The 24,119-nt window shown below is 44.7% G+C and carries 19 protein-coding genes, 1 tRNA gene, 2 rRNA genes, 1 pseudogene and 2 riboswitches; of the genes and pseudogenes, 9 read left to right on the top strand and 14 right to left on the bottom strand.

From position 1 onward, the window contains the following. Window positions 1-13: 13 nt before the first annotated feature. Together M1D69_RS05680 and M1D69_RS05675 are read right to left on the bottom strand one after the other, a co-directional pair. Window positions 14-2,941, bottom strand: a 23S ribosomal RNA gene (locus M1D69_RS05680). A 169-nt stretch (window positions 2,942-3,110) separates the two neighbouring features. Further along, a 16S ribosomal RNA gene (locus M1D69_RS05675) occupies window positions 3,111-4,660 on the bottom strand. Together the 16S and 23S rRNA genes form the textbook arrangement of a ribosomal RNA operon. A gap of 474 nt (window positions 4,661-5,134) precedes the next feature. Continuing rightward, window positions 5,135-5,236: riboswitch (TPP riboswitch) on the top strand. Window positions 5,237-5,335: 99 nt separating this feature from the next. On the opposite strand from M1D69_RS05675, the gene thiT reads away from it, so the two are divergent. Next, window positions 5,336-5,914, top strand: a complete 579-nt coding sequence (gene thiT / locus M1D69_RS05670; RefSeq protein ID WP_458104312.1) for an energy-coupled thiamine transporter ThiT — start codon at window positions 5,336-5,338, stop codon at window positions 5,912-5,914. 40 nt (window positions 5,915-5,954) lie between these two features. Here thiT and M1D69_RS05665 read toward each other — a convergent pair. The 3 genes and pseudogenes from M1D69_RS05665 to M1D69_RS05655 form a co-directional block, all read right to left on the bottom strand. Then, window positions 5,955-6,472: pseudogene (locus tag M1D69_RS05665) on the bottom strand (N-acetyltransferase family protein). Window positions 6,473-6,498: 26 nt separating this feature from the next. Continuing rightward, a complete protein-coding gene (gene floT, locus M1D69_RS05660; protein WP_059292679.1) occupies window positions 6,499-8,028 on the bottom strand; it encodes a flotillin lipid rafts scaffold protein FloT in 1,530 nt (509 codons plus the stop codon). An 18-nt stretch (window positions 8,029-8,046) separates the two neighbouring features. After that, complete coding sequence (locus M1D69_RS05655) at window positions 8,047-8,571, bottom strand: hypothetical protein (RefSeq protein ID WP_458104313.1); 525 nt, start codon at window positions 8,569-8,571, stop codon at window positions 8,047-8,049. A gap of 171 nt (window positions 8,572-8,742) precedes the next feature. Here M1D69_RS05655 and M1D69_RS05650 point away from each other — a divergent pair, with 171 nt between their 5' ends. Further along, complete coding sequence (locus tag M1D69_RS05650) at window positions 8,743-9,231, top strand: DinB family protein (RefSeq protein WP_044158879.1); 489 nt, start codon at window positions 8,743-8,745, stop codon at window positions 9,229-9,231. Window positions 9,232-9,236: 5 nt separating this feature from the next. On the opposite strand, the gene M1D69_RS05645 is transcribed toward M1D69_RS05650, so the two are convergent. The 3 genes from M1D69_RS05645 to betB all read right to left on the bottom strand — a co-directional run bounded on the left by M1D69_RS05645 (window position 9,237) and on the right by betB (window position 12,601). Continuing rightward, window positions 9,237-9,815 carry an MOSC domain-containing protein gene (locus tag M1D69_RS05645; RefSeq protein ID WP_458104314.1) on the bottom strand — a complete coding sequence of 193 codons (579 nt, stop codon included), beginning with the start codon at window positions 9,813-9,815 and terminating at the stop codon, window positions 9,237-9,239. Between the two features lie 88 nt (window positions 9,816-9,903). Further along, window positions 9,904-11,112, bottom strand: a complete 1,209-nt coding sequence (gene gbsB / locus M1D69_RS05640; RefSeq protein ID WP_024122615.1) for a choline dehydrogenase — start codon at window positions 11,110-11,112, stop codon at window positions 9,904-9,906. A gap of 16 nt (window positions 11,113-11,128) precedes the next feature. After that, the gene (gene betB, locus M1D69_RS05635; RefSeq protein ID WP_458104315.1) at window positions 11,129-12,601 is read right to left on the bottom strand and encodes a betaine-aldehyde dehydrogenase; all 1,473 of its coding nucleotides are present in this window, start codon (window positions 12,599-12,601) and stop codon (window positions 11,129-11,131) included. Window positions 12,602-12,801: 200 nt separating this feature from the next. Here betB and cudC point away from each other — a divergent pair, with 200 nt between their 5' ends. From cudC to M1D69_RS05615, 4 genes are all read left to right on the top strand, one after another. Next, window positions 12,802-13,344, top strand: a complete 543-nt coding sequence (gene cudC, locus M1D69_RS05630; protein ID WP_059334714.1) for a choline uptake/conversion transcriptional regulator CudC — start codon at window positions 12,802-12,804, stop codon at window positions 13,342-13,344. 207 nt (window positions 13,345-13,551) lie between these two features. Further along, entirely contained in the window at window positions 13,552-14,097 is a 546-nt protein-coding gene (gene bslA, locus M1D69_RS05625; RefSeq protein WP_458104316.1) for a biofilm surface layer hydrophobin BslA, read from the top strand. 158 nt (window positions 14,098-14,255) lie between these two features. Continuing rightward, a riboswitch (cyclic di-AMP (ydaO/yuaA leader) is annotated at window positions 14,256-14,405 on the top strand. A 71-nt stretch (window positions 14,406-14,476) separates the two neighbouring features. Beyond that, a complete protein-coding gene (locus M1D69_RS05620) occupies window positions 14,477-15,145 on the top strand; it encodes a potassium channel family protein (protein WP_458104317.1) in 669 nt (222 codons plus the stop codon). Between the two features lie 6 nt (window positions 15,146-15,151). After that, a complete protein-coding gene (locus M1D69_RS05615; RefSeq protein WP_458104318.1) occupies window positions 15,152-16,489 on the top strand; it encodes a TrkH family potassium uptake protein in 1,338 nt (445 codons plus the stop codon). 35 nt (window positions 16,490-16,524) lie between these two features. On the opposite strand, the gene M1D69_RS05610 is transcribed toward M1D69_RS05615, so the two are convergent. The 3 genes from M1D69_RS05610 to M1D69_RS05600 all read right to left on the bottom strand — a co-directional run bounded on the left by M1D69_RS05610 (window position 16,525) and on the right by M1D69_RS05600 (window position 19,456). Further along, a complete protein-coding gene (locus tag M1D69_RS05610) occupies window positions 16,525-16,788 on the bottom strand; it encodes a YiaA/YiaB family inner membrane protein (RefSeq protein WP_024122620.1) in 264 nt (87 codons plus the stop codon). A gap of 106 nt (window positions 16,789-16,894) precedes the next feature. After that, window positions 16,895-17,743: a glucosaminidase domain-containing protein gene (locus M1D69_RS05605; protein WP_458104319.1), complete on the bottom strand. Its 849-nt coding sequence runs from the start codon at window positions 17,741-17,743 to the stop codon at window positions 16,895-16,897. A gap of 150 nt (window positions 17,744-17,893) precedes the next feature. Then, on the bottom strand, window positions 17,894-19,456 hold the full coding sequence (locus tag M1D69_RS05600; RefSeq protein ID WP_458104320.1) for an MFS transporter: 1,563 nt from the start codon (window positions 19,454-19,456) through the stop codon (window positions 17,894-17,896). 193 nt (window positions 19,457-19,649) lie between these two features. Between M1D69_RS05600 and M1D69_RS05595 the strand changes: the two genes are divergently transcribed. After that, entirely contained in the window at window positions 19,650-19,847 is a 198-nt protein-coding gene (locus tag M1D69_RS05595; protein ID WP_458104321.1) for a hypothetical protein, read from the top strand. Window positions 19,848-19,996: 149 nt separating this feature from the next. Beyond that, window positions 19,997-20,482, top strand: coding sequence for a cysteine dioxygenase (locus tag M1D69_RS05590; RefSeq protein WP_458104322.1), 486 nt, complete (start codon window positions 19,997-19,999; stop codon window positions 20,480-20,482). A gap of 186 nt (window positions 20,483-20,668) precedes the next feature. Here the strand turns inward: M1D69_RS05590 and M1D69_RS05585 are convergent. The 3 genes from M1D69_RS05585 to M1D69_RS05575 form a co-directional block, all read right to left on the bottom strand. Continuing rightward, window positions 20,669-20,741: transfer RNA gene (locus M1D69_RS05585), tRNA-Ala, on the bottom strand. Between the two features lie 107 nt (window positions 20,742-20,848). Next, window positions 20,849-21,679 (bottom strand): undecaprenyl-diphosphate phosphatase, encoded by an 831-nt coding sequence (locus tag M1D69_RS05580; protein WP_010331630.1) that lies wholly within the window; start codon window positions 21,677-21,679, stop codon window positions 20,849-20,851. Between the two features lie 91 nt (window positions 21,680-21,770). After that, complete coding sequence (locus tag M1D69_RS05575) at window positions 21,771-22,937, bottom strand: AI-2E family transporter (protein WP_024122625.1); 1,167 nt, start codon at window positions 22,935-22,937, stop codon at window positions 21,771-21,773. A 180-nt stretch (window positions 22,938-23,117) separates the two neighbouring features. On the opposite strand from M1D69_RS05575, the gene M1D69_RS05570 reads away from it, so the two are divergent. Beyond that, window positions 23,118-24,104 carry a Gfo/Idh/MocA family protein gene (locus M1D69_RS05570; protein WP_458104323.1) on the top strand — a complete coding sequence of 329 codons (987 nt, stop codon included), beginning with the start codon at window positions 23,118-23,120 and terminating at the stop codon, window positions 24,102-24,104. Window positions 24,105-24,119 lie beyond the last annotated feature (15 nt).

Genomic DNA, 24,119 nt, shown 5'->3' with positions numbered 1-24,119 from the left:
CATCATTAGACATTAGGTTAAGTCCTCGATCGATTAGTATCTGTCAGCTCCATGTGTCGCCACACTTCCACCTCAGACCTATCAACCTGATCATCTTTCAGGGATCTTACTTCCTTGCGGAATGGGAAATCTCATCTTGAGGGGGGCTTCATGCTTAGATGCTTTCAGCACTTATCCCGTCCGCACATAGCTACCCAGCGATGCCCTTGGCAGAACAACTGGTACACCAGCGGTGCGTCCATCCCGGTCCTCTCGTACTAAGGACAGCTCCTCTCAAATTTCCTGCGCCCGCGACGGATAGGGACCGAACTGTCTCACGACGTTCTGAACCCAGCTCGCGTACCGCTTTAATGGGCGAACAGCCCAACCCTTGGGACCGACTACAGCCCCAGGATGCGATGAGCCGACATCGAGGTGCCAAACCTCCCCGTCGATGTGGACTCTTGGGGGAGATAAGCCTGTTATCCCCGGGGTAGCTTTTATCCGTTGAGCGATGGCCCTTCCATGCGGAACCACCGGATCACTAAGCCCGACTTTCGTCCCTGCTCGACTTGTAGGTCTCGCAGTCAAGCTCCCTTGTGCCTTTACACTCTGCGAATGATTTCCAACCATTCTGAGGGAACCTTTGGGCGCCTCCGTTACCTTTTAGGAGGCGACCGCCCCAGTCAAACTGCCCACCTGACACTGTCTCCCCGCCCGATAAGGGCGGCGGGTTAGAAGGTCAATACAGCCAGGGTAGTATCCCACCGATGCCTCCACCGAAGCTGGCGCTCCGGTTTCCAAGGCTCCTACCTATCCTGTACAAGCTGTACCAACATTCAATATCAGGCTGCAGTAAAGCTCCACGGGGTCTTTCCGTCCTGTCGCGGGTAACCTGCATCTTCACAGGTACTATAATTTCACCGAGTCTCTCGTTGAGACAGTGCCCAGATCGTTGCGCCTTTCGTGCGGGTCGGAACTTACCCGACAAGGAATTTCGCTACCTTAGGACCGTTATAGTTACGGCCGCCGTTTACTGGGGCTTCAATTCGCACCTTCGCTTACGCTAAGCGCTCCTCTTAACCTTCCAGCACCGGGCAGGCGTCAGCCCCTATACTTCGCCTTACGGCTTCGCAGAGACCTGTGTTTTTGCTAAACAGTCGCCTGGGCCTATTCACTGCGGCTCTCTCGGGCTTGCACCCTAACAGAGCACCCCTTCTCCCGAAGTTACGGGGTCATTTTGCCGAGTTCCTTAACGAGAGTTCTCTCGATCACCTTAGGATTCTCTCCTCGCCTACCTGTGTCGGTTTGCGGTACGGGCACCTCTCACCTCGCTAGAGGCTTTTCTTGGCAGTGTGGAATCAGGAACTTCGCTACTATATTTCGCTCGCCATCACAGCTCAGCCTTATGGGAAACGGATTTGCCTATTTCCCAGCCTAACTGCTTGGACGCGGATATCCAATACCGCGCTTACCCTATCCTCCTGCGTCCCCCCATTGCTCAAATGGTGAGGAGGTGGTACAGGAATATCAACCTGTTGTCCATCGCCTACGCCTTTCGGCCTCGGCTTAGGTCCCGACTAACCCTGAGCGGACGAGCCTTCCTCAGGAAACCTTAGGCATTCGGTGGAGGGGATTCTCACCCCTCTTTCGCTACTCATACCGGCATTCTCACTTCTAAGCGCTCCACCAGTCCTTCCGGTCTGGCTTCACAGCCCTTAGAACGCTCTCCTACCACTGTTCGAAGAACAGTCCGCAGCTTCGGTGATACGTTTAGCCCCGGTACATTTTCGGCGCAGAGTCACTCGACCAGTGAGCTATTACGCACTCTTTAAATGGTGGCTGCTTCTAAGCCAACATCCTGGTTGTCTAAGCAACTCCACATCCTTTTCCACTTAACGTATACTTTGGGACCTTAGCTGGCGGTCTGGGCTGTTTCCCTTTCGACTACGGATCTTATCACTCGCAGTCTGACTCCCAAGGATAAGTCATTGGCATTCGGAGTTTGACTGAATTCGGTAACCCGGTAGGGGCCCCTAGTCCAATCAGTGCTCTACCTCCAAGACTCTTACCTTGAGGCTAGCCCTAAAGCTATTTCGGAGAGAACCAGCTATCTCCAGGTTCGATTGGCATTTCACCCCTACCCACACCTCATCCCCGCACTTTTCAACGTGCGTGGGTTCGGGCCTCCATTCAGTGTTACCTGAACTTCACCCTGGACATGGGTAGATCACCTGGTTTCGGGTCTACGACCACGTACTCATGCGCCCTATTCAGACTCGCTTTCGCTGCGGCTCCGCATCTTCTGCTTAACCTTGCACGGGATCGTAACTCGCCGGTTCATTCTACAAAAGGCACGCCATCACCCGTTAACGGGCTCTGACTACTTGTAGGCACACGGTTTCAGGATCTCTTTCACTCCCCTTCCGGGGTGCTTTTCACCTTTCCCTCACGGTACTGGTTCACTATCGGTCACTAGGGAGTATTTAGCCTTGGGAGATGGTCCTCCCGGATTCCGACGGAATTTCACGTGTTCCGCCGTACTCAGGATCCACTCTGGAGAGAACGAAGTTTTGACTACAGGGCTGTTACCTCCTATGGCGGGCCTTTCCAGACCTCTTCATCTACCTCGTTCCTTTGTAACTCCGTATAGAGTGTCCTACAACCCCAAGAGGCAAGCCTCTTGGTTTGGGCTAATCCCGTTTCGCTCGCCGCTACTCAGGGAATCGCATTTGCTTTCTCTTCCTCCGGGTACTTAGATGTTTCAGTTCCCCGGGTCTGCCTTCTCATATCCTATGAATTCAGATATGGATACCACTCCATTACGAGTGGTGGGTTTCCCCATTCGGAAATCTCCGGATCAAAGCTTGCTTACAGCTCCCCGAAGCATATCGGTGTTCGTCCCGTCCTTCATCGGCTCCTAGTGCCAAGGCATTCACCGTGCGCCCTTTCTAACTTAACCGTTAAAAAGAATCACTATGTGATATCTTGTGTTACTAATTGAATGTGATGTCTACTGTTATCTAGTTTTCAAAGAACACGTTTCGAAGGAATGATCCTTCAAAACTAAACAAGACAGGGAACGTTCTGTTTATAAGACCCAAGGTCTTATATTCCGTAAATATCCTTAGAAAGGAGGTGATCCAGCCGCACCTTCCGATACGGCTACCTTGTTACGACTTCACCCCAATCATCTGTCCCACCTTCGGCGGCTGGTTCCATAAAGGTTACCTCACCGACTTCGGGTGTTACAAACTCTCGTGGTGTGACGGGCGGTGTGTACAAGGCCCGGGAACGTATTCACCGCGGCATGCTGATCCGCGATTACTAGCGATTCCAGCTTCACGCAGTCGAGTTGCAGACTGCGATCCGAACTGAGAACAGATTTGTGGGATTGGCTTAACCTCGCGGTTTCGCTGCCCTTTGTTCTGTCCATTGTAGCACGTGTGTAGCCCAGGTCATAAGGGGCATGATGATTTGACGTCATCCCCACCTTCCTCCGGTTTGTCACCGGCAGTCACCTTAGAGTGCCCAACTGAATGCTGGCAACTAAGATCAAGGGTTGCGCTCGTTGCGGGACTTAACCCAACATCTCACGACACGAGCTGACGACAACCATGCACCACCTGTCACTCTGCCCCCGAAGGGGACGTCCTATCTCTAGGATTGTCAGAGGATGTCAAGACCTGGTAAGGTTCTTCGCGTTGCTTCGAATTAAACCACATGCTCCACCGCTTGTGCGGGCCCCCGTCAATTCCTTTGAGTTTCAGTCTTGCGACCGTACTCCCCAGGCGGAGTGCTTAATGCGTTAGCTGCAGCACTAAGGGGCGGAAACCCCCTAACACTTAGCACTCATCGTTTACGGCGTGGACTACCAGGGTATCTAATCCTGTTCGCTCCCCACGCTTTCGCTCCTCAGCGTCAGTTACAGACCAGAGAGTCGCCTTCGCCACTGGTGTTCCTCCACATCTCTACGCATTTCACCGCTACACGTGGAATTCCACTCTCCTCTTCTGCACTCAAGTTCCCCAGTTTCCAATGACCCTCCCCGGTTGAGCCGAGGGCTTTCACATCAGACTTAAGGAACCGCCTGCGAGCCCTTTACGCCCAATAATTCCGGACAACGCTTGCCACCTACGTATTACCGCGGCTGCTGGCACGTAGTTAGCCGTGGCTTTCTGGTTAGGTACCGTCAAGGCACCGCCCTATTCGAACGGTACTTGTTCTTCCCTAACAACAGAGCTTTACGATCCGAAAACCTTCATCACTCACGCGGCGTTGCTCCGTCAGACTTTCGTCCATTGCGGAAGATTCCCTACTGCTGCCTCCCGTAGGAGTCTGGGCCGTGTCTCAGTCCCAGTGTGGCCGATCACCCTCTCAGGTCGGCTACGCATCGTTGCCTTGGTGAGCCGTTACCTCACCAACTAGCTAATGCGCCGCGGGTCCATCTGTAAGTGGTAGCCGAAGCCACCTTTTATGTTTGAACCATGCGGTTCAAACAAGCATCCGGTATTAGCCCCGGTTTCCCGGAGTTATCCCAGTCTTACAGGCAGGTTACCCACGTGTTACTCACCCGTCCGCCGCTAACATCAGGGAGCAAGCTCCCATCTGTCCGCTCGACTTGCATGTATTAGGCACGCCGCCAGCGTTCGTCCTGAGCCAGGATCAAACTCTCCGATAAATGGATCGCAGATTAAGTTCACCACATCCTGTGGCAACATCTGCGTGATCTGCATCGTGCAGACCTCAGTTTGACTGACTACGCACATCGCTGTGCGATTTATAATAAAACTTGAATTAACAGGTACGTTTTGTCTTGTTTAGTTTTCAAAGATCATCACCGCTCTCAATGAAGCAGCTTTACTAATATAACACTCAGCTTCTTAATTGTCAACAACTTTTTTTAAAAGTTGTTTAAAGCTTCTTGTTTTGTCTGCTGTTCATCAGCGACGTTTAATAATATAACACCTATAATTATTTATTGCAATAGTTTTTTAAAAAAAATCTATAAAACAATAAAACTGTAATCTTTCTTTATTCTATCTAACTTATAATGCTTTATAAAACATTTATCTATTAAAGAACATTTACCACAGGCAATGTCATCTTGTTGTTTTAACCTTTTTCTTGTATAGTAGAAACGAACTAAATATCCGATGACCACAAGGGGAGCATAAAAGCTGAGAGTGAGCGGTTTCGTTCTGACCCTTTGAACCTGTTAGTTAACGCTGGCGTAGGGATGTGGCAAAGTCAAATGAATTGCAGATTGTAAAGCAGTGCGTGGAACTTTCCTCATCCTTCCGCGTGCTGCTTTTTTGTGTCCTTTTGGATTGTCTATCGATGGAAGGGGATTTTTATGGCTCAATCAAGACAACTGGTACGTCTTATTGAAATTGCAATCATGACTGCTGCTGCTGTCATTTTAGACATCGTTTCCGGAATGTTTCTCCGTATGCCTCAAGGAGGGTCGGTATCCATCATGATGATTCCGATTTTTTTGATTTCTTTTCGCTGGGGAGTTAAAGCGGGGCTTACCACCGGTCTATTGACAGGTCTCGTTCAAATTGCGATCGGAAATCTATTTCTTCAGCACCCTGTTCAGCTGTTGCTTGATTACATTGCAGCGTTCGCCGCTGTCGGCATAAGCGGTTTTTTCGCTTCCGCTGTCCGCAAATCCGCCTTATCAAAAGCAAAAGGGAAATTGATCGTATCAATTATTTGCGCAGTTTTTATCGGCAGTTTTCTGCGTTATGCTGCACACGTGATTTCAGGGGCTGTATTTTTCGGCAGCTTTGCACCAAAAGGAACACCGGTATGGATTTACTCGTTAACTTATAATGCTACTTATATGGTTCCGTCATTCATCATCTGTGCGATTGTCCTTTGTTTATTGTTCATAACAGCTCCGCGCTTGCTGAAAACTGAAAAAGCTTAATCTAACAACCCCCAGCTACCTGTCCGCTGGGGGTTGTTTTTTATCTTTTGTTGAGCAGATTTTTTAATGAAGCGAGATCCGGCCAGCTATTTCTTTCATGCTTTCTCCTGCGATTTCAAAACTATCCTCGGCTGCTCTTTCAGGTGAAAACGACTGATAAAATGTAATCGAAGGATTCTCCTCTACGACCCAAACAAACATGCTCGTAAAGCCATGATCAAGCAAAAAATCTATTCCCTTTGTCAAAAGCGCTCTGCCCGCACCTCGCCGCTGTTTTTCTTCTAAAAGGTAAATGGCATACAACTCTCCGTCATAGCCTTTCTGCTCTGAACGAATTGGACCAAAAGATGCAAAGCCGAATACTGAACCTTCTTCATCTTCTGCTACAAAGACCCCCTTTAATGAACGGCTTTTCCATTTGGCTTCAAAATCCTTGTAGTTCAAACCATTTAAGTATTCAGCGGAGACAATGCCGCTGTATGTTGTCACCCAGCTGTCAACATGCACTTTTGCGATGGCCTTTATATCATCTAGTCGTGCTTCTCTTATAGTCACCATTCATTCTCTAATCCTTTCCGCAATGGTTATTCAGATTTTTGAACAGGCTTTGTTTCTTTTAATTCATTTGTCAGTTCGTTGATGCTCTGTTTGATGTTGCCTTTTCCTGAAAAGTTCTCAATCATTTCTTTTACGTCGATTCCCGAAGACGCTTTTAAGCTTTCTTGCAGACTGGACATTAAATTTGTCGCATAGCTTGTGACTTTGTTGGCGCCGCTTGAATCACCGTTTCCTCCTGTATCAACGACGGTGATCTTATCAATATTTGAAAGCGGTGCTGATACCTGTTTCGCGTATTCCGGAAGCATTTTGACAATCATATCGAAAATCGCAGCCTGACCGTACTGCTCAAAGGCAGCGGCAATTTTTTCTTTCGCTTCCGCTTCAGCAAGACCTTTTAAGCGAATAACCTCGGCCTCTGTCTCACCTTTTGCTTTTTCAGCTTCTGCTTTTGCAAGGCCGTCAATTCTGACCCTTTCAGCTTCAGCCTTCGCCATCGCTTCTATGCTGTATTTCTTGGCATCGGCTTGGGCTAGCTGTTTGGCTTTTTCAGCAGCGGCAGATTGCTCAACTGAATAGCGGTCTGCATCGGCTTTTTTCTTCACTTCAGAATCATACTGGCGTTCACGGCGGAGAATTTCTTTTTCTTCTAATTCAATTTGTTTTTGGCGTTCTATAATCTTGACCTGCATTTCCTGCTCAGTCACCTGCTGGCGTGCTTTGGCTGTTTCCAAATCGTATGCCTGGTCAGCGTTGGCTTTTGCTGTATCTTGATCTCGCCGGTATTCAGCCATTTTAAGCTGATTGATTTTTTCAGCTTCGGCAATTTCCGTCGCTCGTTCAAGCTCTGATTTTTTCGCTTCTTTATCGGCTTCCGCCCTCTTAATTCTTGTTTCTTTGTCGGCCTCTGCGGTTGCAATGTCAGCATCACGTTTTACCTGCGCAATTCTCGGTTTACCTAGTGATTCAAGATAGCCGTTTTTATCACGGACATCTTTAATGGTAAAGGAGACAATCACAAGACCCATCTTCGCAAGATCCTGTGAAGCGACACGCTGCACTTCTTGAGAGAATTTTTCGCGGTTTTTATAAATTTCTTCTACTGTCATAGACCCGAGAATGGAACGGAGGTGGCCTTCCAGTACCTCACGCGCCTCCTGCTCACGGTCTTCTTTTGACTTTCCTAAAAATTGTTCGGCTGCTGTGGCGATTTCTCCAATAGAGCCGCCGATTTTAATAATTGCAGTTCCGTCTGCCATTACAGGCACACCTTGCTCGGTATACACTTCAGGTGTCGATACATCGAGTTTGCTTGATAACAGACTTAGCGGCTCAGCCTGCTGAAAAACCGGAAGAACAAAGGTTCCTCCTCCGCGAACAATCTTCAGGCGGTTGCCTCCCTCATCAACGTGAACATTTTTATTTCCAAGATAGCTTCCTGTAACAATTAACGCTTCATCAGGCCCTGCCGTACGATATTTTGTAATAAATACCGCTATAAGTGCGATGAGTAAAAAGAATACAACTGCGATGACGATGATAATCGGCATTGTCATATGACATTCCTCCTTGTTTTATAAAGATTCATGCGGAGTGACTGAAAGAACTCCGTTTTTGACATCCACAACTAAGACGACTGTTCCGTAACTGATCTGTTCATTTTCAAAGCTGATCGCTGATTTTGAAATCGTACCGCCTATCCCTTCAATCAGTACTTCTCCAAATCCATCAACCGGAACAGCGGTTATGACTTTTCCGAGTCTTCCTCTAAGATCATCTTCCCGATAAGTCAATGATTCTTCTGCCGAAGATAAAGGGACAAGCACAAATAAATGGAGCAATATCACCAGCAGCACCGAAAGAAGACAGGATGATAGAGCAATAATCAGGCTGGAGAGGGGGAAAACTGTTTCGCCTATATATCCAGATGCGGAGAAAAATGTGAAAAATGAGAGCACCAATGTCGGGTGTAAAAACGGAATAGCTTCGGACAGCCCTTCAAACACATCTCCGAAAAATAAAAATAGCAGCGTGAGGCTTCCGGCTATGATAAGGGTGTAAAGGTAAATCGTTTGGACAGGAATACCGTATAACTCCAATTTTCTCATCCTTTCTAAGCTGCTACTTTAACCGACGGCCGTCGTTACCTTTTATACGAGATACAGAGGAAAAGGTTTCAAAATTTTTCGATAAATGCTTGCTCCCCGCGAAGTACTTTATAAATGATAAATGCTCTTATATATGGTAATGTTTTTTCAGGAGGAGATATGATGAGTATCTTTAATGAAGCCAGATTAGAAACATGGAATGAAGTAAAAGGACTTTCCGATGAAAAGCTGAATCAGAAGCCTTCTTCTGATGAATGGAGTATACGGGAAGTTCTTGATCATTTGAAGAAAATTGATATGACCGCCCAAAACATGCTGAAAGAACGAGTAAAGGAAGCGCCTGTTAAGGAGATTGAGGAAAAACCGCTTACGGCCGCACAGGATAGAAGCAATAAACGAAAAGCGCCGGCCCATCTTGAACCGGATCATGATTTTATTTCAGGCAGCCAAATGAAACGGGAGCTTGATGTTGTAAGGGAGCAGCTGACAGCTGTTATTGCCTCTCTTAAAGAAGAAGATTTTGAGAGAGTATTGCCGCATCCCGTGTTTCAAGAGCTGACCGTCAGACAATGGATCGATTTTATCGGCCATCATGAAAAACGCCACCTCAGCCAGATTAAAGAAATTAAAGAGAAAATAGAAAGAGTCTGATTTATTCAGACTCTTTCTGCTTTTTGTTTGATGTTTCGCTGGTATGAATGAACGATTATTTCGTCACCCGCATACACGGCACCGGGTCTCTCGACAATACATACAATGCCCCTTATCCCCAACGCATGGCGGACAAAAGCCGGTGCAAGCTTTGGCTTGTCCGGATAATAAGACTGTATGACTTCACCCGGCTGGATACACGGATCATTTTCTCCCTCACACAGTAACGCGGCGCCGCTCGGAAATATAAGCCGGCTTCCTTCTTTTAATGTTGTGAAATCAGGTATACCGCTGATTGCAACATTTGCACCGAGCCATTCGGGAAAAATACTCGGGACTCCCATTTTCAAAGCAATTTCGTCACATTCTTCTGTTGAAACAATTGAAATTTGTCTGCGGTTAAAAACTTCTGTTCCTCTTGAAAACATTGGCTCTCGGGCCCCAGCTTTTTTTGTCAGGCCGAAATGTAAGTCGCCGGGAATGCCGCCATAATCAAAATCGAGCTTGTCCATTTGTTTTGTTACAAAGCTTTCTGTATCTGCAACATATAACCCTTCCGTTTTTGCGGTCATGCGTTTCCACATAAGCTTGCACCGTCCTTCATCTCTAGGATTGTCACTTATGTTCAATTATCCAAAAAAATCCCGCTCTGTAAAGGAGCGGGATCATGCATTATACAGTTTTTGGCGTAAGATTAAAGCAGCGCTTGTAGATCCAGTTATATGCTTTCTCATTTAAATCTCTAGGATTACCGAAGGTTTGCGGATCTTTCATCGCTTCTTTTGACAAGCGCTCGATCATGTCAGGCGATACCCCTTGTTCTTCTAAAGTCGGTACTTCTAACTCTTTCACAAGATCGTACATCCAGTTGACAGATGCTTTTGCAGCTTCTTCTGTTGTCATATTGCTTGTATCAATGCCGAACGCTTTTGCGATACGGGCAAATTTCTCCGGATATCCCTTCCAGTTGTATTCCATAACAGGGCCCATCATTGCCGCCACACATTGGCCGTGAGCGACCGGGATGATACCGCCGAGTGTTTGGCTCATGGCGTGAGCAGCACCCGCTGATTCACTGCCGTAAGAAAGACCGGCAAGCATAGCAGCCTGCGCCATTCCGTATCTGGCTTCGAGATCTTCTCCGTCAGCAAATGCTCTCTTAATGTAGTGAGCGGCATATTCAATCGCCATCAACGCCACTGCGTCTGTAATCGGCTGCGCAAATTTCATTGTGTAGCACTCAATGGCGTGAGCGAGAGCATCAATCCCCGTCATTGCTGTTACGTGCGGCGGCATTGAGACGTGAAGCTCTGGGTCAATCACAGTCAAATGCGCGGCAATCAGCGGACCGCCTGTGTTAAATTTGAATTCTCTTTCTTCATCTGTAATAACCGCCCATTGCGTTACCTCTGAGCCTGTTCCAGCCGTTGTAGGAATTGTCGTAAGCGGAGGAATGCGGTTCTCCAGCGGTTTCTTTCCTTCGGCTGCTTCATAATCAAGTACGCTTCCCTCGTGAGTCGCTTCTACCCCGATGGCCTTCGCTGTATCCATGGAGCTTCCGCCTCCGACTGCCACCAAGCCGTTGCAGTTCTCTTTTTTGTAAAGCTCAGAACCTTCATTTACAAGCCGTACAGGAGGGTTTGGCTCAACTTTATTAAAGAGCACCACTTCAATGCCTGCCCCTTTTAATGACTCGATGACAGGATCTGCGACGCCGGCTTTATAAATTCCAGGGTCTGTAACAAGCAATGCTTTTGAAACACCCAGTCCAGCTACTTCTTTTCCTACATGGTTGATGGCGCCAATTCCGTGCTTAATCACAGTCGGAATTTCAAATGTGTGAAATTTGTGCATGCTTTCTACTTTCATATTTAATGTCATAATCAATCTCCCCCTCTTATGAATTGAACCAATTAACCGCTGCCGGTTTTGTGTTGCGATAGACATGTTTGACTTCTGTATACTCTTCAAGCCCTATTTTTCCAAGTTCCCGTCCGAATCCGGATTGCTTATAGCCGCCCCATGGCGCCTGCGCAAAGTACGGATGGAAATCGTTAATCCAAACTGTTCCCATTCTCAAACGGGCTGCTACACGTTCGCACTTTTCAATATCTTTCGACCATACAGCTCCTGCCAATCCGTAAATCGTATCATTCGCCAGTGAGATTACTTCTTCTTCAGAACTGAATGTTTCGACTGTTAATACTGGCCCAAATACTTCTTCCTGAACAATTCTCATGCCAGATGTACAGTTTGAGAAAATGGTAGGTTCATAGAAAAAACCGTTTTGAAGTGCTGGATCTTCCGGACGTTTGCCGCCAGTCTCCAGTTTTGCACCTTCTTCCAGTCCGATCTCTACATATTTTTCAACCTTTGCTCTATGCTCCGCGGAGATAAGCGGACCGCTTTCTGTCTCTTCGTGAAAACCGTTTCCGAGTTTAATGCGTTTCGCCCGTTTGACAAGCTCTGCTAAAAATCGGTCATGGATATCTTCTTCTACAAGCAATCGGGACCCGGCGGAGCATACTTGGCCGGCGTGGAAAAATACGGCGTTTAGCGCCTGATCAACCGCGACTTCCAGGTCTGCGTCTTTGAATACGATATTTGGATTTTTCCCACCAAGCTCAAGCGCAATTTTTTTAACGTTGCCGCTTGCCGCCCGCATGATTTTTTTGCCTGTTTCAATTCCGCCTGTAAACGAAATTAAGTCAACGTCTTTGTTTACAGCAAGCTCGTCACCCACTGTGGCGCCCGGTCCCAACACAAGGTTTGCGACACCTTTTGGAACCCCGGCTTCCTCCATCAGCTTAAAGACTTTGATTGTCGTCAGCGGTGTGATCTCACTCGGCTTCATGACAATTGTATTGCCTGCCGCTAAAGCCGGGGCGATTTTCCAGCTTGCTTGCAGAAGCGGATAATTCCACGGCGTGATTTGTCCGCATACGCCAATTGGCTCCCTGATGATTTTGCTTTCCGAATCAGGGATTGGAGATGAGATGATCTCTCCTCCATCTTTATCTGCCAGACCAGCATAATACTGAAAAACATTGGCGATATCGTCCATATCGGCTTTGCTTTCCTCAAGCGTTTTACCTGTATCAAGGGATTCGAGCTCAGCCAGCTCGTCTAGATCGCGTCTGATTAATTCCGCAATTTTCAGAACTATCTTTCCGCGTTCAAGCCCTGAACGAGAAGGCCACTCTCCTGCGTCAAAAGCTCTTCGTGCAGCGGCGATTGCTTTAACGGCATCCTCACGCCCGCCCTCGCTAACTGTTGCAATTTCTTCTTGATTAAATGGATTAATAATACTGCGGACCTGCCCTTTTTCGGCACTGATCCATTCACCGTCAATGTATAGTGTTTGACTCATCTAAGTCCTCCTTGACGAAAATAAAGTTTGTTAAATAAAAATTTAATGTTTTTAACAACCTTAATCTAACATATGGTTTTTAAACTGTCAAAGCCCTAATTGTGATTTTTCGTTTTGACTTTTCTCTAGGTTTCGTTAAGATAAAGAACATAAAGAAATGACTTAACAAATTTAATTTTCTAAAGGAAAAGAGGGTCAGTATGGATGAAAATCCAGAATTTGCAGCTATAGAACAGGCACGGGATCTTGTTATTGACTCCATTGCTGAAACAATGGATCTTTACGGAATTACCCGAAGTGTCGGGATATTATATGGAACGATGTACATGCGGGACGAGATGACGCTTGACGAAATGCGGGAGGAGCTGCAAATGAGCAAGCCCAGCATGAGCACAGGTGTCAAAAAGCTTCAGGATTTAAATGTCGTGAAGAAGACATTTCACCGAGGCATCCGCAAGCACACATTTGTAGCCGAAAAAGATTTCTTTAAATTTTTCACAAATTTCTTTCCGCCAAAATGGGAACGGGAAGTTCAGGTGAATGTATCAGCAATTGAGGAGGCTCAGGCTGATTTACAAGAGGTCTTGCATAAGGAAGAACTCAATGAGGAAATGAAGAATGAAGCGCAGCGTTTATACGAACAGCTGGAAAGTTCTAAAGCCTACTACGATTGGCTGAAACGTCTCGCTGAATCGGTGCAGAGCGGAGAGATCTTTAAATTTATACCAATTGAAACCAAATAATCGAAAAACGTCTGGAAAACCGGACGTTTTTTTGTTTTTCCGCTAAATTTACTGCAAATTTGAAAAATACGGGAAAAACACCCCATTTACTTCCATTTTATTTGATGATAATTTTATGTAGGTAAAATTTGTATTTGGCCTTTAAGAGGAGGTGGAAAGCAGAGGCAGGCCTTTAATCTTTATCACTTATTAGGGGGAATTTTTATTATGAAACGCAAATTATTATCTTCTTTGGCAATTAGTGCATTAAGTCTCGGGTTACTCATTTCTGCACCAACAGCTTCTTTCGCGGCTGAATCTACATCAACTAAAGCTCATACTGAATCTACTATGAGAACACAGTCTACAGCGTCATTGTTCGCAACAATCACTGGCGCCAGCAAAACGGAATGGTCTTTCTCAGATATCGAATTGACTTACCGTCCAAATACGCTTCTCAGCCTTGGCGTTATGGAGTTTACATTGCCAAGCGGATTTACTGCAAACACGAAAGACACATTGAACGGAAATGCCTTGCGTACAACACAGATCCTCAATAACGGGAAAACAGTAAGAGTTCCTTTGGCACTTGATTTATTAGGCGCTGGTGAATTCAAGTTAAAACTGAATAACAAAACGCTTCCTGCCGCTGGTACATATACTTTCCGTGCAGAGAACAAATCACTGAGCATCGGAAATAAATTTTACGCGGAAGCCAGCATCGAAGTGGCTAAGCGCAGCACACCTCCGACTCAGCCATGCGACTGTAAATAATCACAGAGGGCCGGCTTAACGCCGGTCTTTTTTACGTATTTTGACTCCTTTTCCTCTCCCTTTTCCCTCTATTTCCAGTTACCTTTTCACTTGTATTAAATTTAAATTGACAAACACTAGAAACAGGAGTAAATTCTTGAGTGTTCAATTTCATATTGTCTCTTTTACCGCTTAATCAAACACGAACGGGGAAACCAATGATTGGCTGTTTCACAAAACGGTCTTGGGGTGAATCTTACTTAGTAAGAAGGGGTACTCTGAATCCCTAATCCGACAGCTAACCTCGTAGGCGTATACAGAGAGGAGGTCTATTTTGACCATTCTTTGTAATGGTCTTTTTTACTTCAAAACGCTAATTTTATTAAGGGAGTCTTGAACATTGGGAAGAATAAAAAACAAACAATTTGCAGTAATCGGGCTTGGACGATTCGGCGGAAGCATTTGCAAAGAGCTGCACAGAATGGGCCATGAGGTTCTTGCTATTGATATTAACGAAGAAAAGGTCAATGCCTCCGCTTCCTACGCAACCCATGCGGTCATTGCCAATGCCACTGAAGAAAACGAATTGCTTTCACTGGGAATTCGTAATTTTGAATATGTCGTCGTGGCTATAGGTGCGAATATTCAAGCGAGCACACTGACCACTTTGCTATTAAAAGAGCTTCACATTCCAAATATTTGGGTGAAAGCCCAAAATTATTATCACCATAAGGTGCTGGAAAAAATCGGCGCCGACCGCATTATTCATCCGGAAAAGGATATGGGCGTCAAAATCGCACAAAGTCTTTCTGATGAAAATGTCTTGAATTATATCGACTTATCTGATGATTACAGTATTGTTGAGCTGCTGGCAACTCGAAAACTGAATTCCAAATCCATTCATGATCTGAATGTTAGAGCGAAGTACGGATGTACCATCCTGGCAATTAAACATAATGGAGATGTTCGCCTTTCTCCTGCACCGGAAGAGGTGATTTACGAACAAGACTGCCTGGTGATGATGGGTCACAAAAAGGATATTAAACGCTTTGAAAACGAAGGGATGTAGACAAAGGTGAGACTTCATAAGGAAACTGTAATCAAGTGGGTTCGTTTTTCTCCCCCGCAAGTGCTTGCGATTGGTTTTTTTCTTACTATTATTATTGGCTCTCTTTTGTTAAAGCTCCCGATTTCTGCTACGAAGCCGTTGTCATGGATAGATGCCCTTTTTACAGCGGCTTCTGCCACAACTGTTACCGGGCTTGCAGTTGTTGACACTGGGACAGAATTTACGGTGTTCGGGCAAACTGTCATCATGGGTCTGATTCAAGTCGGCGGGCTTGGCTTTATGACATTTGCTGTTCTGATCGTCATGATTTTAGGAAAAAAAATCGGATTGAAAGAACGAATGCTGGTCCGGGAAGCCTTAAACCAGCCGACAATTGGCGGCGTGATAGGTCTTGTCAAAGTCCTGTTTCTATTTTCAATCAGTATCGAATTGATCGCCGCCCTGATCTTATCCATCCGGCTTGTGCCACAGTATGGCTGGGCATCCGGATTGTTTGCCAGTGTGTTTCATGCAATATCGGCTTTTAACAATGCCGGTTTTTCTTTATGGCCGGATAATATAATGAGCTACGTTGGTGATCCTGCAGTCAACCTTGTCATTACTTTCTTATTTATCACAGGGGGCATCGGGTTTACGGTGCTTTTTGACATCCTGAAAAATCGGCGTTTCAAAGCCTTTTCATTACATACGAAACTGATGCTTGCGGGAACGTTCTTTTTGAATATTGCTGCCACGCTGATTATCTTTATTTTAGAGTACAGCAACCCCGGCACGCTTGGTTCCTTGCATTTGCCAGACAAACTGTGGGCTTCGTATTTTCAGGCAGTGACGCCGAGAACCGCGGGCTTCAACTCTGTGGATTTTGGCAGCATGAGAGAAGGCACCATTGTATTTGTCCTGCTGCTGATGTTTATCGGAGCGGGCAGCGCTTCAACGGCGAGCGGTATTAAGCTGACTACTTTTCTTGTGATTTTGATGTCTGTCATCGCTTATTTAAGAGGGCATAAAGAAACTGTTATTTTCCGCCGGACCATAAAATATCCGATCATTATTAAGGCCTTAGCAGTCAGTGTTATCAGTTTGTTCATCGTCTTTATAGGGATTTTCGCCTTGACCATTACAGAACAAGCGCCGTTTATACAGGTTGTTTTTGAAACTTTTTCCGCTTTTGGAACGGTCGGACTGACAATGGGGCTGACTCCCGAGCTGACAACAGCGGGGAAATGTATCATTATCGCGATTATGTTCATCGGAAGAATCGGTCCGTTAACGTTTGTTTTTTCATTTGCAAAAACAGAAAAATCAAATATTCGTTACCCTGACGGCGAGGTGTTTACTGGGTGATGTAAAAAAATCCGGCATATTACATGCCGGATTTTTTATGATTCAATATGAGATTGACTTTGTCTTTTTTCCTGCTCCGCGATGATATCATTATCTTCTGCGTTATCACGCGTCACTTTTTGTGTAAGGATCGCGCCGACCGCTACAAGGATCATCACTGCAATGTAGTAGCCTTTTTCATTGAGTTCGAGATTATCAGCGTTATAGAGTCCGATACAAAACAAAAATACTCCCGCAAAAAAAGTGAAATAAGCTAATACAGTAAAAGCAACCGTGTTTCTCCGTCTATATTTCTGCACCTTTGTTCCCTCCTGAAGCATAGTTATTAAGTGATAACTCACGTGGAATATTATACCTCAAATTCCCCGGAATGGAACAAAAAATAAAAATACCAGGAAAAACGGCTCAGGTTGCTTCCTTTATTTCAACAGCTGAGTCATCAATCCAGCCGACGAGTTTATTATTGACTTGGAATTGGTACCATACGGACTGGCCTTTCTGTTTTTTAGATACAACCTTTATATCCTTGCCAACATAAGATTGCGCAGAGGTCAGCTTAATGGATTGATCATCAGTAGAAGGCTTAGACCATACATCTTGAACGGCGCTGTCTTTGATGGAGCCTTTTAAATCCACAGATTTCAGCGATGGATTCACCTCATCGTATTCATCTAGATCGTACTTTTCCACAATGGCGCTGATTTTGTCAGCATAGTCCGGGTCTGTGGCATAGCCTGATGTTTGAAGAGCGCCTGCTGCTTCTTTATAATCCTCAGCTTCAAGCACCGGCTTATACTTCTTTTTATTCCACGATGTGCCTTGGACAAATAATTTGGCGTGATCATCCATTGATTCAAAAAACGTGCTGTATTTGCGGAATTTCGCGCGAATCGTTTTTCTTTCCCCTTTTTCAACTTCATCTGTATCCATGGTGACGTGATGTCCTTTATAATTTCCTTTTACGCCAAACAGGTTGTTGGCTTTAGAGGCAAGCTCGCTGTTTCCCCAGTCGGATTCGAGTATGGCCTGAGCTATCGTTATGCTGGGGAGGACATGATATTTTTCATATAAAATTTGAGCATGTCCGGAAAGGCTGTCAATAAATACTTGCTGTTCATCAATTTCTTCAGGTTCTTTGGATGTTTCAATTGGCTTTGAAAGAGTTGTCGCTAAAACAAACAAGGCTAGCGGAATCGATACAACGAAAAATAGAGAGATGAAGAGTCTACGTTTTTTCAGTTTTTTACGGGCCATGAAAACCTTCCTTCGATTTAAAAGATTACGAGTGTAAAAGAATCTACCTTTAAGAATTTTACTTGTACTTCTAATATTTTTCAATTCTTTAGGGATAAAGTTTGAGAGAGAACAAACAAAAAACCTCTCCCATCAAGGGAAAGGCAGTGATCATGTATCTATTTTTGTAAAACTGTGCTGTTTAAAATGCCTGAGCGCATCACGATATTCTTGATCATGTATGACTTTATGAGATTTTACGGCAGCCTTTGTCAGTCCATGTGCGGTAACAGCCGGTTTTTCCGGAGCGGGTTTTCCTTTCTCATGAGGCTTATGAGCCAGCTTGTGCCCCATTCCGGTGGCGTTCATACAAAACGATAAACAAACGAGCAGCACGCTCAGGATAAAAGAAATCAAAAACAGATCATGATAGGCAGTCATCATAGAATCCTGCATCGATCCGTTTTGTCTGGCAGCATCCTTTTTCGTGAAATAGCCGATCAGGATAGGCACACCCATATAGACAAACAATCTTAAAAACTGAACAGCTGTCATTCTTTTGACCAGATCAGGAAGCGGGCCGCCCATAGCGGCTCCCATTAGTCCTGCTGCGACCGTCAGGCCGGTTCCTGCTGCCAGCATGATGAACAGCGCCGCAAACACATAGAGAGACGATTGATACTGCATATGAAGCCATTGACAATTCACAAAAACGAGAATGAGAGAACCTATAATCCCCAGCACCCCTGGTCCGACTTTATCATATAACAGGGCACTCGCAATAGCTGCGATGGCCACTCCGATCAATAGAGTCATGTTTAAAAGAATGAGATGATCTCGGGATATATCATACATTTGACGAAGCAAGCCTTGAAAAGCTGCCAGACTGACAGCTACCGTAATCGTTCCTGCCGCTATGATAAATAAACCGAGCACAGGTTTAGGCAGCAGCATCTGTTTAATAGAGATGAAAGGGTTTTTCACCTTATATTCTACAAATAACAGAATGAGGAGCAAACATAAAGCAACCCCAAAACCAACCCGTACATAACCTGATGAAAAGCCCCATTTTTGCAGAAAAATGAATGTAAACGCTGAGGCTGCGGCCACGCATACAGATAAAATGATCCCTGCTCTGTCGAGTGATGACTGTTCCTTTTCTGATCCCCCATGATGCTCATCATAGAGAAAGAAATAACTCAACGCGACGCCGATCAAAGACAGTGTGCCAAAAGTAAAAAACAGCCATCTCCAGTGGCCGTAGCTCAACGCGATTGTTCCTAAAATCGAACCGATCATAACAGAGCCATAGAACCCGCCGATAAGCACCAGTAGTGCGTAATTCCGCCGGTCAATCGGAAATGACAGAACAAGCATCGGAATCATAATCATCAGCATAACACCTGTAGCTGCTCCCTGTAAAAAGCGTCCTGCCGCCATCCAGGCAATATCGCTTGAAAATGCGAAGAGCAGTGAGCCAAGTATAAAAACGGGTAATGAAGCCAGATAGATCGGACGGGCACCGAATTTTTTCCTTAGAAGCGGTCCTGCCGGAACGAATAAAGCGAAGGTCATATTGCCGATCAATATTGGATTTACTGATGTGAAGTCACTTGTTCCAACCGTCTTCTGAACAAGGCCTTGAACTGACGACAATGCCGTGTTAGACATCAATCCCGGCCCGACCGCTAAAACAGCGAGCAAAGAAATCACCCAATAGTGTTTTGTCTTCATGTTGTCATTCCTTCCTATATGAATACATACGAAACACATCATTTTTTGAAAACAAAAGAAGCTAATAGATTTTGCATGCCATTAGCTTTTATTCGGATTCTCTCCCCATCATGGAAATGATATTATTTTATGATAATATGTGAAAAAATGAGCATATACTCAAACATTATTCCAAACCGATTGTGTTTTGTCAATGGCGCAAATTTCAAGCACAAATCAAAAACCTGAACGGCTTTTCCCCGATATCGTGACTTATGAAGTCCCTGCCTGCTCCCTCAAGCAATTCAAAGCAAGCCGTTTTAAAAGGAATCCTATCGGTCTTGGCTTGGGTAATGACGGCACCTTTCAATTCACTGTTTTCATCAAAATTCCAACTAAACAACCTGTATAAGTTGGTGATAAGAACAACATGTTGACCGCACATTTTTTGTGTTCACTAGGCGATTGCCGCCTCTAAATTGTCTATGGGTAAATATCATGAACTAATCTTGCGAAATACCAATGTCAGGCGATTTCAAATGATCCGGGAGGGAAAAACGAATGGAACTGTATGAGTGTATCGAAGAAATCTTTAGCAGCTTGAAAAATCCATCGGTTAAAGATTTGGCAACTTCCTTAAAACAAATTCCAAATGCGGCAAAATTGAGTCAACCATATATAAAGGAACCAGACCAGTACGCTTACGGCCGAAATGCCATCTATAGAAACAATGAATTAGAAATGATCGTGATTAACATTCCCCCAAACAAGGAGACAGCAGTCCACGATCATGGTCAATCCATTGGTTGTGCAATGGTGTTAGAAGGAAAACTTCTCAATTCTATTTATCGCTCAACCGGCGATCATGCAGAACTCTCCCATTCATATTTTGTCCACAAAGGAGAATGTCTTATTTCAACCAAAGGTTTAATTCACAAAATGTCCAATCCGACTTCCGAACGAATGGTGTCTCTTCATGTTTACTCACCCCCTATGGAAGACATGACGGTCTTTGAAGAACAAGGTGGTGTATTGGAAAATTCATGATTTACAGCCTGAACTACTTTACTTGATTAAAATTTGTCATTTTTCAAACGAAGGAGTATCTGACTTTATCATTGGTTTATGAAATGCTTCTGAAGACATATGATTTCAGATCAACAGAAGGGTTCAGCGAATGAATCCTTTCCATTAAAAACAAAAAAACCCTTATAGAATAAGGGTTTACAGGTATGGAGCCAAGGGGGCTCGAACCCCTGACCTCTACGCTGCCAGCGTAGCGCTCTCCCAGCTGAGCTATGGCCCCGTGTGTAACGTCAGGTTTATTATAGATGATTTTTTTTTGAAAAACAAGCTGTTCCTTTCTAATTGACAGAAAAAAATAAGGCCCTTTCCGGAGCCTTATTTTTCGATTTACATCATAAACAAAAGTAAAATCACGCCGAGAATGATTCGGTAGATTGCAAACGGAACAAGTTTGATTTTGTTAATCAGTCTTAGGAAGAAACGGACCACAAACAGTGCAACAACAAAGGCACAGATAAAGCCGACGATAAAAAACGGCATTAAATCGGAGCTTAAGCTGTCCCAGTGTTTCACTAGGCTTAAGGTGCTGGCTCCCATCATAATCGGCATTGCCATAATGAATGTGAAATCAGCTGCCGCACGGTGATTCAACCCGAGAATAACGCCCCCGGAAATCGTTGAACCGGACCGTGAGAAACCCGGCCAAAGGGCAAGACATTGGAATAAACCGACGCCGATCGCCTGCTTATATGAAATACGGTCTAGGGTGTCTGTCGTTTCTTTCCGTTTATTAATCCAATCGGCTGCAAGCATTAAAACTGCCCCAGCAATTAAGCCAATGGCCACGGTGCGGACTGAAAATAAATATTCATCAATATAATCCTCAAACAAAAAGCCGAGAACCGCGGCAGGCACAAGCCCTACTGCGATTTGAGCAATGCTTAATTTGTGACCATGCTCTTGGTCACTCGTGATATTTTTTTTCAAGCCAAGCAAGTTCAAAATCCTGTCTTTAAACACGATCGCAACCGCTAAAATAGAGCCAAGCTGAATGACAACTTTAAATGAGTTGGCAGCTTCTTCAGACATGAGACTGCCTGATTTAAGCCAGATATCGTCTACTATAATCATATGTCCTGTCGAAGAAACCGGTGCGTACTCTGTTAATCCTTCTACGATTCCTAAAATAGCAGCTACAAACAATTCCCATAGAGTCATGATTTTAATTCTCCCCATTAGACATTTATTTTTTACATAACGGGAGCCTTCCATAAATGGAAAGCCCGTCTTATATAACTATAAATGAAATTTATGCTTTATGACTCTTTGCATTTTCATTTTTTTCTTCATCGTATAGATGCGACTGCATTTTAAACCAGTCAAATAAATGTGTCGTAATGACTTTGGCAACAGCATAGCCCGGAATCGCAAGAATAATTCCGATAACACCAAACAGCTTACCGGCGGTTAACAGCAGAAAAATAATGGTGATTGGGTGAATATGAAGGTTTTTCCCCATAATTTGCGGGGAGATCAGTTTCCCTTCAATAAGCTGAACAATTGTCCAGACGATCACAAGCTTGAGCAGCATCAGAGGCGATGTCACAATAGCGATAATGATCGCAGGCGTAATGGCGATTGTCGGACCTAAATACGGCACAATGCTTGTACAAGCCGCAATAACGGCAAGTAGCGAAGCGTAATCCAGTCCGATGATCAAATAGCCGATAAACAGCAAAAATCCAATGCAGAAGCTGACAATGATCTGTCCTCTGATATAAGAACTTAGCCGATGATTCATTTCGCTTAAAACTGTGTATGTCTGCTCTTTTAATTGTGTCGGCACAAACTTCAGTATGTAGATCGGCAATTTCTTTCCGTCCTTTAACAGATAGAAAAGAATAAATGGAACTGTCACGATCGAAATGATAATCTCAGTTAAGGCGCCGATAAAATTCCCAACGCCGGTAAAGGTGCTGTTTACAATCGTCGCTGCCTGATCTGACACCTTTGTCGCGAGATCAGATATATTAATGTTCATCGTTTGCTGCGCCTGATTGACAAAGTTACTGCCGATCAGTTCTTTTGTTTGATTCTCAACAACATCAACATATCTCGGGATGTTGTCAATCAAACTCATAATTTGCTCTTTTAAAAAGGGGATAATCGACACGATTGTGATCGTGATCAGCCCGATAATCAACAGATATAACAGCAAAATGGAATAGATTCTTCTGATTCTTCTTCTCTCAAGGAAATCAACGACAGGGTTTAACAGATAAAAAACAATGCCTGTTAAAATAATCGGAAGCGATATCGTTTTGAGCAGAACAATGATCGGGGTGAAAATAAATGATGTTTTTGTAAATACAAGAATATTTAAACCAATCAGCAGCAGAACAAGCAGGAATAAAACAAACTTGTTGTCCAAGAAGAATCGCTTGAATCTGCCGCTCCATGTTTGCAACGTCTCCACTATCGTTCCTCCGTCATACATAGTTTAAGTAAATTGTACACTATCGTACCTATAATGAAAAATAAAAACCGCTAATTGCTGGAAAAACTTCCTTATCTAAAAAATGTGATTTGATCTATCATGTGCTTTTCTTCTTTTTAAGCTATAATTTAGCTATATCATACAAAAGGAGCGATATGCGTGATACGATTTGCAATAGTAGGAACCAACTGGATTACAGACCGTTTTCTAGAAGCAGCTTCAGAAATTGAAGATTTCCGGCTCACAGCCGTTTATTCAAGAACACCTGAACGCGCCGCTGAGTTTGCCGCTCGGCATGGGGCTCCACATACCTTCTCCGACCTTCAGGAAATGGCGGCAAGCGATAGCTTTGATGCTGTATATCTCGCCAGCCCGAATGCTCTTCACAAGGAGCAGGCGATCCTCTTTATGAAACATGGCAAACATGTGCTATGCGAGAAACCGCTTGCTTCAAATACCAGAGAAACAGAAGAGATGATTTCAGCCGCCAGAGCGAATGGTGTTGTCCTCATGGAAGCAATGAAGACCACATTCCTGCCTAATTTTAAAGAGCTGAAAAAACACTTCCACAAAATCGGCACAATCCGCAGATTTATCGCAAGCTACTGTCAGTACTCTTCAAGGTATGATGCGTTTAGAAACGGAACTGTTTTGAACGCGTTTCAGCCTGAGCTGTCTAACGGCTCATTGATGGATATCGGCATCTATTGTATTTACCCTGCCGTTGTGCTGTTTGGAGAGCCGAAAGCCGTGAAAGCGAACGGATACACTTTATCTTCCGGTGTTGATGGAGAAGGTACCGTCATTCTCTCATATGACGGGTTTGAGGCCGTACTGATGCATTCTAAAATCTCAACTTCCTACGCGCCTGCTGAAATCCAAGGAGAAGACGGGACAATAGTATTGGATACGATCCATCGTCCTGAACGAGTGGAAATCCGCTATCGTGACGGCCGCCTGGAAAACATTTCGCTCTCTGATCCTAAACCGGCAATGTATTACGAAGCGGCTGAATTTGTTTCACTCGTGAAAGAGAAGAAACAGGAATCTGAAGAAAATACATATGAACGCTCCTTGATCACTGCTAACATCATGGAGGAAGCAAGAAAACAGATGGGTATTGTGTACCCTGCTGATCAAGCCTAAAAAAAATCCGCCCGC

The sequence above is a fragment of the Bacillus sp. PK3-037 genome, from assembly GCF_054161355.1.
Note: the sequence above shows the minus strand (reverse complement) of the source record. Positions and strands in the feature narration are given on the sequence as shown.